Annotated in this window: 5 protein-coding genes; 2 read left to right on the top strand and 3 right to left on the bottom strand. The window is 69.1% G+C overall.

Annotated elements, in window-relative coordinates; all coding sequences use genetic code 11:
* Both JHN63_RS18620 and JHN63_RS18615 read left to right on the top strand, forming a co-directional pair.
* Positions 1–1,125, top strand: a 1,125-nt coding sequence (locus JHN63_RS18620; protein ID WP_200682206.1) for an MFS transporter, incomplete at its 5' end; no start/stop codon positions are given.
* 242 nt (positions 1,126–1,367) lie between these two features.
* Positions 1,368–3,194, top strand: a complete 1,827-nt coding sequence (locus JHN63_RS18615) for a long-chain fatty acid--CoA ligase (protein ID WP_200682205.1) — start codon at positions 1,368–1,370, stop codon at positions 3,192–3,194.
* A 12-nt stretch (positions 3,195–3,206) separates the two neighbouring features.
* Here the strand turns inward: JHN63_RS18615 and JHN63_RS18610 are convergent, their stop codons facing one another.
* From JHN63_RS18610 to JHN63_RS18600, 3 genes are read right to left on the bottom strand one after another with little or no spacing between them, the layout of a single operon-like run.
* Positions 3,207–5,273, bottom strand: a complete 2,067-nt coding sequence (locus JHN63_RS18610; RefSeq protein WP_234477334.1) for a PQQ-dependent sugar dehydrogenase — start codon at positions 5,271–5,273, stop codon at positions 3,207–3,209.
* On the bottom strand, positions 5,270–6,640 hold the full coding sequence (locus JHN63_RS18605) for a glycoside hydrolase family 27 protein (RefSeq protein ID WP_200682204.1): 1,371 nt from the start codon (positions 6,638–6,640) through the stop codon (positions 5,270–5,272). The genes JHN63_RS18610 and JHN63_RS18605 overlap by 4 nt, the downstream gene beginning before the upstream one ends.
* Entirely contained in the window at positions 6,637–9,882 is a 3,246-nt protein-coding gene (locus JHN63_RS18600) for a glycosyl hydrolase family 28 protein (RefSeq protein ID WP_200682207.1), read from the bottom strand. Before JHN63_RS18600 ends, JHN63_RS18605 begins: the two co-directional genes overlap by 4 nt.
* Between the last annotated feature and the right edge of the window lie 19 nt (positions 9,883–9,901).

Below are 9,901 nucleotides of genomic sequence, written 5' to 3'. Positions count from 1 at the left end.
GCGCTCGGGGTGTGGGGCGCGGTCAGCGGCGGTGCCGCGGCGGTCGGGCCGGTGCTGGGCGGGGCACTCACCGAGGGGCCGGGCTGGCGGTGGATCTTCTTCGTGAACCTGCCGGTGAGCGTGGCCGCGGTGTGGCTGACGCTGCGGGTGGTGCCGGAGTCGCGGGGGACGCGCGGGATGCGCGTCGACTGGCTGGGGACGGTCGCGTTCGCGGGGTTCGCGGGCGGGGTGACGTACGCGGTGGTGCGGGCCGGTGAGGACGGCTGGGGCGCGACGCCGACGCTCGTGTCCTTCGCGCTCGCGGCGCTCGCGCTGGTCTGCTTCGTGCTGGTGGAGCGGCGGGTGGCGCATCCGCTGCTCGATCTGTCGCTGCTGCGCAAGCCCGCTTTCGTGGGGGTGATGGCGGGCGGACTGGCCTTCAACGGGGTGGCGTTCGGCGGGATGCCGTATCTGTCGATCTGGCTGCAGACGGTGCTGGGGATGAGCCCGGTGCGCGGTGGGCTGACGCTGCTGCCGCTGACGGGGGCGGCGGTCGTGGTGTCGGTGCTCGCGGGGAAGCTGCTGCACGGGGTGCCGGCGCGGCTGACCATCGGCGGCGGCCTGCTGTTGATCGGTACGGGGTGTTTCTGCCAGGCCGTCCTGGGCGCCGGTTCGGACTGGACGACGCTGGTGCCGGGGCTCGTCCTGGTGGGTGTCGGTACGGGGCTGGTGGCGCCCGGGATCGCGGGGGCCGCGCTCGCGGCGGTGCCGGCGGAGCGGGCGGGCATGGCGGGCGGCGCGGTCAACACCGTACGGCAGCTGGGGTTCGCGCTCGGTGTCGCCGTGTCCGGGACCGTCCTGACCTCGCGGATGCGGGACACGCTCCCGGCGGACGCGGCGCACACGCTGGCGGGCGGTGGGGCCGGGGCGCTGCGCGGGACGTTCTCCGAGCACGCGCTGCGGGCCGCGTTCGCGTCGGGGCTCGACGCGGCGCTCGTGACGGCCGGCCTCGTCGGGACGGCGGCGGGCGCGCTGGTGCTCGCCCTGGTCGGGGCGGGTCGCGCGGAGCGGACGGGCGGACCGGCGGGAGTGACGGAATCGGGCGCGCGGACGCTGAGCGGGGAGGAGACGGCGTCGCACGGATGACGTCCGGCGACCGGGACGCGGGGGGTGACCGGGTCGTACAGATTCAGTGGAGATTACGGGGCCGAAACCTACGGAACCGTAAGGATTTCTGTCCGACCCTTCCCCTTGTGAGGGCATTTTCCGCCGCTGACCAGTGCGGACGTGAGGATCGCTCGTTTTCCCGCCCTCTCCCGCCCTTCCGTCCGGTGGGGTAGCTTTCACGGCGCTGTCAAGGGAGTGCCAACAGGAGCGGGGAGCGGGGTTTGCGCGAGTTCAACAACCCTCCGTTGGCGTTGGCACCGCCGGTGGGCGGTCTGGCCGACGTCGTGTTCGAGCGCGCCCAGGACGACCCCCTCCATGTCTCCCTCGGCCGCAAGGACGAGCGGGGCGAGTGGCGGGACGTGACCGCCGCCGAGTTCCGCGACGAGGTCCTCGCCCTCGCCAAGGGCCTGCTCGCGCAGGGCATCCGCTTCGGCGACCGGGTCGCGATCATGTCCCGTACCCGCTACGAGTGGACGCTGTTCGACTTCGCGCTGTGGACGATCGGCGCCCAGGTGGTGCCGGTCTACCCCACGTCGTCGGCCGAGCAGTGCTTCTGGATGCTGCACGACGCGCAGGTCTCGGCGGCGATGGTCGAGCACGAGGACCACGCGATGACCATCGCCACCGTCATCGACCGGCTCCCCGCGCTGCACCAGCTGTGGCAGCTCGACACGGGCGCCGTGCAGGAGCTGTACGACGCCGGCGCGCATCTGGAGGACGAGGTGGTGCACCGGCACCGCCAGGCCGTCACCCCGGACTCGACCGCGACGATCATCTACACCTCGGGGACCACGGGCCGTCCCAAGGGCTGTGTCATCTCGCACGGCAACTTCATGTACGAGGCGGACACGGTCATCGACCGCTGGGAGTCCGTCTTCCACTCGAAGAAGGGCGACGAGGCGGCGACCCTGCTGTTCCTGCCGCTCGCGCATGTCTTCGGGCGGATGGTGCAGGTCGCGGCGATCCGCGGCGGGGTGCGCTTCGGCCACCAGCCGCAGCTCAACGCGGCCGCGCTGCTGCCCGACCTGGTCGCGTTCAGACCGACGTTCATCCTGGCCGTGCCGTACATCTTCGAGAAGGTCTTCAACGCGGCCCGCCGCAAGGCCGAGAAGGACGGCAAGTCGGGGCCGTTCGAGAAGGCCGTGGAGATCGCGGTGAAGTACGCGGACGCGATCGAGGAGAAGGCCTGGGGCATCGGCCCCGGCCCCTCCGCCGGGCTGCGCATGCAGCACCAGCTCTTCGACAAACTCGTCTACTCCAAGGTGCGGGCCGCGATGGGCGGCCGGATCCGCAACGCCATGTCCGGCGGGTCGGCCATGGACCGGCGGCTCGGACTGTTCTTCGCCGGGGCGGGCGTGCAGATCTACGAGGGTTACGGTCTCACCGAGTCGACGGCCGCCGCGACCGCCAACCCGCCCGAGCGCACCCGCTACGGCACGGTCGGCCAGGCCATCCCGGGGGTCACCGTGCACATCGCGGACGACGGCGAGATCTGGCTGAACGGCCCCAACATCTTCCAGGGCTACCTCAACAACCAGAAGGCCACCGACGAGACCCTGCACGACGGCTGGCTCGCCACCGGCGACCTGGGCTCCCTCGACGAGGACGGCTATCTGACCATCACCGGGCGCAAGAAGGAGATCCTGGTGACCTCCGGCGGCAAGAGCGTCGCGCCCGGGCTCCTGGAGGAGCGGGTGCGGGACCATCCGCTGGTCTCGCAGTGCATCGTCGTCGGCAACGACCGCCCCTACATCGCGGCGCTCGTCACCCTCGACCACGAGGCCGTCGAGCACTGGCTCACCATGCGCGGCAAACCGCGGATGTCCCCGGCCCAGTTGGTGCGGGACGCCGACCTGGAGGCCGAGGTGCGGCGCGCGGTGGTGGCCGCCAACACCCTGGTCTCGCAGGCCGAGTCGATCCGCACCTTCCGGATACTGGCCCAGCCCTTCACCGAGGAACACGGGCTGCTGACCCCGTCCCTGAAGCTCAAGCGCAAGGCCATCGAGAACACGTACGCGAACGAGGTCGAGGCGCTCTACCGGGCCTGAACTCCCCCTCCCCTAGCCGATGTTGACACGGAAGATCTTGTCGGAGCCGTCCGCCTGGTTGCCGTTGTTGTCGCAGTTGGTCGTCGACAGCCACAGCTGGTCGGCGCCGGGGACCTTGGTGACCGTGCGCAGGCGTCCGTACGTTCCGACGTAGTACGCGGTCGGGGTGCCGACGTTCTCGGTGTCGCCGTTGATCGGGATGCGCCACAGGCGTTCGCCGCGCAGGGACGCCATGTAGACGACGTTGCGGACGATGGCGATCCCGCTGGGCGAGGCCTCGTTGACGTTCCAGGTGGCCTTCGGGTTGGTCATCCCGGCGACACTGCACGTCCCTTCGCAGGTGGGCCAGCCGTAGTTGGCGCCGGGCTTGATGAGGTTGAGTTCGTCCTTGGAGCTGTTGCCGAACTCCGCTTCCCACAGGCGGCCGTTGCGGTCGAAGGCGAGACCCTGCGGGTTGCGATGGCCGTACGAGTAGACGTAGTTGCCGAACGGGTTGCCGGGGGCCGGCTTGCCGTCCGTCGTCATGCGCAGGATCTTGCCGTTGAGGGAGGTCTTGTCCTGGGCCAGGTCGGGTGTCTGGGCCTCGCCGGTGGAGACGTAGAGGTAGCCGTCGGGGCCGAAGGCGAGGCGGCCGCCGTTGTGGTAGCGGTTCTTCTTGATGCCCTGGAGGAGGACCGTGTAGCCGCTGAGGGTGGTGCCGTTGTACGTCATGCGGACGACGCGGTTGCCCTCGGAGGCGGTGTGCATGAAGTAGACGTAGTGGTTGGTGGCCCACTTCGGGTCTACGGCGACGCCGAGCAGGCCGCCCTCGCCGTTGGTGGTGACCGCCTCGGGCACCGTGCCGACCTGGGTCCGGGTGCCGTCCTTGGCCGTCTTCCAGACCCGGAAGTCGTCCCGCTCGGTGACGAGAGCGCTCTGGCCGTCGGGCATCCAGTAGGTGCCCCACGGGATGGTCCAGCCGGTGGAGAGCGTGGCGATGGACGACGGGACACCGCCGTCGCTCGCGCACGCCTTCGTGGTGAAGGTGACCGTGTTGCTCGGCTCGGAGAGGTTGCCTGCCGCGTCGCGGGCGACGACGTTCAGCGTGTACGGGCTGTCGCAGGCCAGGCCGGTGAGGGTGGTCGCGGTGCCGGTGGCGACGGTTTTGTAGACGGTGTCCCCGCTGCGGATGTCGTATGCGACAACCGCGCGGTCGTCGGTGGACGCGCCCCAGGTGAGGTCGACGGTATTCGATGTGATGTCGGCGGTCGACAAAGTACCGGGCTCGGTGGGCGGGGTGGTGTCGGAGCTGGGTTTCGTCGTGCAGTCGACGACCGGGCTGGCGGGCGAGGTGTTCCCGGCCGCGTCCCGGGCGATGACGGTGAGGTCGTAGGTGGTGTTCGGGGCGAGCCCGGTGAGGGTCTTGCTGGTCGAACTCCCGGACGCCTCATCGATCTTGTTGCCGTGCTCGTAGAGGTCGTACGCCGTGACGCCCACGTTGTCGGTCGAGGCGCCCCAGTTCAGGGTGAGGCCGTCCTCGCCGATGTCCGAGCAACTCGGCTGGCCGGGGCGGGTCGGAGCCTGTGCGTCGGTCGCGGTGCCGACGCTGATGCGGTCGAGGTTGGGGCCGCCGTTCGCGGTGGTCGCGGTCGCCCGGATCTTGTCGGTGCCGGCCGTCAGCGGGACGTTCACGGTCTTCGTCGCCCAGGTGTTCCAGTCGGCGGTGGCCGGGAAGGAGACGGCGGACGCGACGACCGTGCCGTTGACGGAGATGTCCAACGGGCGGTCCACGGCGGTGCCGTTGGCGTAGCGCAGCGCGACCGACGCGGTGCCGGCGGCGGTGGCGTTCACCGTGAACTCCACATACGAACCAGTGACGTTGGTGTAGTCGACGAAGCCGGTGCCCGTGTAGCCGGTGTGGTTGGTGGCCACGGTGCCCTGGACGACGGTGGCGTCCTCGGCCTGGTAGTCGGTGCTCGCCGCGTGCGCGGCGGGGCCGGTGAGACCGGCGAGCGGCACGGCGAGGGCCAGGGTGAGGGCGAGGGAGAGAGCCGGGGAAAGGCCCCGCGTGGCCCGCGCCGATGTTCTGTCGCGTGTCATGAGTGCCCCCTCAGGGTGCTGTTGACCGGGTTCACACGGATCAGCCGGGTCTCCCCCGGCCGGAGCGTCGCGCTGTACGAGTCCGCGATCGTGCCCTTGTGGGAGCCGGACCACAGGTCGGTGACGTCGCCGGAGCCGGTGAAGCCGACCTGCGACCAGTCCACGGAGACCGTCGCGCTGCCGGACGTACCGGTGTTGAACAGCGCGACCACGTAGGCGCCGTTGCTCTCGCGCTTGCTCCAGGCCTGCTTCACACCGCTGTTCACCACGCGCTTCGCGGCGACGCCGTCCTGATCGACGCCGATGAGACGGTCGTTGGTGAGCATCGCCTTGTCGACGGGGTCGAGTTGGGTGACGTCGGTGCCGAGCAGCAGGGGCGAGCCCGCCATCGCCCACAGGGTGAAGTGCGAGCGCCGCTGGTCGGCCGTCAGGCCCACCTGGTCGCCGTTGCCGACCTCCAGCGAGTCAAGGTCGTTCCAGCCGCCGGGCCCGGCGTACGGCTGCCAGGACGCGGCGGTGTTGAAGCGCGCGGAGACGTGCGACCAGTCGGTCAGCGGATAGCCGCTGCCGTTGGCGCCGGGTCCGCAGTAGCACTCGACGTCGCCCTGGGTGCGCCAACTGTTGGCGTACTGCCGCCAGGTGGTGGCGTCGGCGATCGGAAGGTTGTTGGAGAGCGCGAAGTTGACGGGCCGTCCGCTCGCGCGCAGTGCCTTGTCCCAGGCCTGGACGTCGGGGATGTCGGCGCTGCCCACGCCGTCGATCTTCAGGTAGTCGACGCCCCAGGAAGCGAACTGTTTCGCCCACGAGTTCACGAACTCCTGCGCGCCCGGCTTCCCGTAGTCGATGTAGTACATGTTCTTGCAGTTGTAGTTCTTCTCCGTCTTCGACGTGTCCGCGATGTCCTTCGCGTGGTACGAGGTGCCCTCGATCGGGGTGTTCGCGGTGACCGCGTTCTTGGCGATGCCGGGGGTGACGTAGAAGCCGAACTTCAGTCCCTTGGAGTGGATGTAGTCGGCCAACGCCTTGATTCCGGAGGGGAACTTGGCCGTGTCGACGGCCCATCGGCCGTAGGAGTCGACGGTGAAGCCGTTGGCGTCGCACTTCTGCCAGAAGTCGTCGAGGTTGACGTACACGAAGCCGTGGTCCTTGAGGCCGCTCGACACGAGGGCGTCGGCCTGGGCCTTGATCTTGGCCTCGGTGGGGGTGCGGCGGACGTAGCTCCAACTGCTCCAGCCCATGGCGGGCCGGGCGGACTGGCCGTTGTCGGAGGCCGCGGCCGGGGTCGGGCCGCTCAGGAGGGGAAGCGCGGAGGCGGCCAGCAGCCCGGCGAGGGCCGCCACGAACGGTCTGGTTCCGATGTGTGTCATGACGATCCCCCGGGGGTCGCGTAGAAGGTGCCGATCCAGGCCTCGTCGATCCGCAGCCGCTTGTAGCGGGTGGTGTCGGTGGCGGCGGCCCAGGTGGAGTCGACTTCGAGGCGGACGTAGCGGGCACTGGCGGCGGTGAGGTCAATGCCCTGGATTCCGCGCCGACTTGGGAGCTCGCCGGTCTTGACCGCGCTCCCCCAGGTGGTGCCGTCGCTGCTCAGGAACACCTTGTACGCCTTGATCCGCGCCGACTGCTCGGTGTCGGAGCGGGCGTAGGCCACGGAGTCCTCGCGCTGGTTGAGGCCGATGTACTGCACCTTCTTCGAACTGCCCAGGTCGAAGGTGAGGTTGACGGGCAGGGTCTTGTTGTTGTCCCAGTAGGTGAGGTAACTCCCGTCCCCCGCGGCCGAACCCGCGTGCCCGCTCGCCGAGGTGCTCGCGCTCACGGTGACGCCGGAGAGGATGCCCTGGCGGCCGGCGGTGGTGACCTTGAAGACGGTGTCGTACGGGTCCCAGCCGCCGAGACCGGTGAGGGTGAGCACTCCGCCGGACTGGGACCACGAAATCGCCGCCCCGGTACGGAGGTTGGTGACGGAGGCGATGCGGTAGCCGTTGTCGCGGATGCGCAGGGTGCTGGTGCTGGGCGGGGTCAGGACGTGGACGAACTGGAGGTTCGGGTCGGTCCGGCTGATCGTGGTGACGCCGTGGGCGCCGTCGTTCCAGAAGCCGGGTTTGAGGCCGCCGTACATGTAGCCGCCGCCCTCGGTGCCGTGCAGGGATTCCCAGACGGGGTCGAGGTAGGAGTTCGCGAAATTGTTGAAGGCGGCCTGGTTGGCCGGGAACTTGCCGTTGACCTGGGCGGTCTCCGCCATCAGCGCCTTCACCGAGGAGCCCGCGTTGGTGACGAGGCGGCCGAGGGTGAGCATCCGGTCGACGGCCGGGTCGGAGCCGTCGTACCACCAGGCGCCGGTCGACGGGAGCTTGAAGTCGGCTTCCGTCAGGCGGGGTTGTGCGGTGTATACAGCCTGCGGGTAGTCGTATGCGGGCGACATTCCCGTCTTCTGCTCATTGCTGATCATGTCCATGATCGGGGTGTCTTCGTTGTTGTTGCTGAGCGTGTAGTTCGGGCGCTTCTGGTAGATCTGCTGGTAGAGGTCGTGGCTCTCCCAGTACGCGTTGTCGTTGTCGATCCAGAAGCCGCCGAGGTCGGGGTAGCGGTCCATGACCTCGAAGAAGTTGTCGTAGCTGAACTGCCCGAAGCCGTCACGGGTGGTCAGGTCGACGTTCGTGCCCTTGTAGGCGGAGTAGGCGGCCGAGTCGAGCCACTCGTGGCCGCCGTCGGCGTGCCACTGGGGGTCGTCGGTCATGTAGAGGATGACCTTCATGCCCTTGGCCTTGGCGGCGGTGATCAGCTCGCCGAGGAAGTCCCGCTGGGTGGAGCAGGAACCGGGGATCTTCGAGGGCCAGGGGCGGGCGTAGCCGAGGCGGCTGTGGAACGTAGCCAGTACGAGGTATTGCGTATGCAGTTTCTGCGCCTCGTTCACCCAGTAGTCGGGGGTCCAGCCGCCGTTCGTGACGTCGCTCTCCCACGCGCTGCAACTGGTGTGCGCGGGTGCGGTGCGCAGGCCCCAGTGCAGGAAGAGGCCACCGACGGAGCCTCGGAGGAAGGCCTGGCGGGGGTTCTCCAGATCCAGGGGGCGGGCGGCGACACCCGGAGTGCGGGGGCTCGTGGGCGCGCAGTTCTCGGTGGATCCGGTGCTGGACACGCGCGGCGCGCCGGCGCCGCTCACGCAGTAGCCGTTCACGTCCTGGAAGCCCAGGTCGTAGGGCGAGGCGGTGCCGCGCTGCGCGGTGAAGCCGGTGAAGCGGATGCCGCTCGCGGCGTTGGCGATGACCGCGGGGCGGCCGTCGTTCGTCGCGAACTTCACCGAGCTGTCGGTGAATTGGACGTTCTCGGCGTTGTGCAGATACCAGCCGTAGGCCGGCCGGGTGCCGATGGCCTTCGGGTTGTAGTCCTTGGGGTCGTTGCTGGGCACCCCGGTGGACATGGTGCCGTTGCCGCCGGGGACGGTGATGTCGACGTTCGTGAAGGTGATCCCGCTGATCCGGTGGCCGGTCTCGCCCCACAGAGTCGGGCTGAAGGAGGGGCTGTTGCCGGTGGCCGTGATGTTGTCGTAGGTGACATCACTGATCGAACCGACACCCGGACTGTTGCCGCAGCGCTTTCGGGTGCCGATCTTCTCCATGATCGGTGAGTGGACGCCGGTCATGGTGATGTCGCGGTAGTGGACGTCGGAGATCTTCGCGCCGTCCATGGAGACCATGCCGAGGCCGGACTTGTCGGCGCCCTCGATCCGGATCTTCTGGAACTGGTAGTCGGAGAAGTCGCCGCAGGTCTCGGAGCCGAACATGAGGGCGTTGCAGCACTTGGCCGACAGATACGAATCACTCACCCGCACATGGCCGTTGGGGAGTTTGGCGCCGAGCGCGTAGTCGCTCTTGAAGACGAGGGCGTCGTCGTTCGCCTTGATGCTGGCGTTGGTGACGGTCACGTTCGTCGTGGAGATGATGTTCCAGCCGTCGCGGTCGCTCGCGGTGTCGATGGTCAGGTGGTCCGAGGTGACGTTCGTGCAGCCGTTGATCAGCGCGGCGAAGTGGCCGCCCCGGCGCAGGGTGAGGCCGTCGCCGATGCGGAGTCCGTCGCAGCGTGTCAGCGACAGGATCTTGTCGGCCTGGCCCGACTTGGGGTTGCCGGTGATCAGGTTGCCGAGCCCGTCGATGACTCCGCCGCCGACGAAGCCGATGTTCGTGAGCCGGTCGCCGTAGATCATCGCGTTGTGGAAGTGGCTGTGCCCGTAGTCCTGGTACTGGTCGTACGGGTTGGCCTCGGGGGCGTCGTAGGTGTCCGCGGACGAGCCCTGGATCGTGGCGCCGGTGTCGACCTGGAGCGTCACGTCGCTCTTCATGTGGATGGTGTTCTTGGACTTGTAGGTGCCGGCGGGGAAGCGGACCGTGCCGCCGCCGGCCGAACTGGCCGCCGTGATGGCCTTGTTGACGGCCGGGGTGTCGTTGGCGGAGCCGTCGCCCTTGGCGCCGTAGTCGCGTACGTCGTACACGGCGGCGTGCGGTGCGGGCGGGGCGGCCGGAGCGGGGCTCGTGGCCGCGAGGGCCGAGGGGTGGGCGAGGCCGAGGACGACGGCGAACGCGAAGAACACGCTCGCCGCCCAACTCCGTTTGTACATGGGCGGTTTCAGCCGGGAC

Source organism: Streptomyces sp. MBT65, from assembly GCF_016612545.1.
Classification (GTDB): domain Bacteria; phylum Actinomycetota; class Actinomycetes; order Streptomycetales; family Streptomycetaceae; genus Streptomyces.
Note: the sequence above shows the minus strand (reverse complement) of the source record. Positions and strands in the feature narration are given on the sequence as shown.

Bases quoted from the DNA above. Each gene is read 5' to 3' on its own strand.
- JHN63_RS18605 (WP_200682204.1), bottom strand. From the start codon at position 6,640: ATGACACACATCGGAACCAGACCGTTCGTGGCGGCCCTCGCCGGGCTG.
- JHN63_RS18600 (WP_200682207.1), bottom strand. From the start codon at position 9,882: ATGTACAAACGGAGTTGGGCGGCGAGCGTGTTCTTCGCGTTCGCCGTC.
- JHN63_RS18610 (WP_234477334.1), bottom strand. From the start codon at position 5,273: ATGACACGCGACAGAACATCGGCGCGGGCCACGCGGGGCCTTTCCCCG.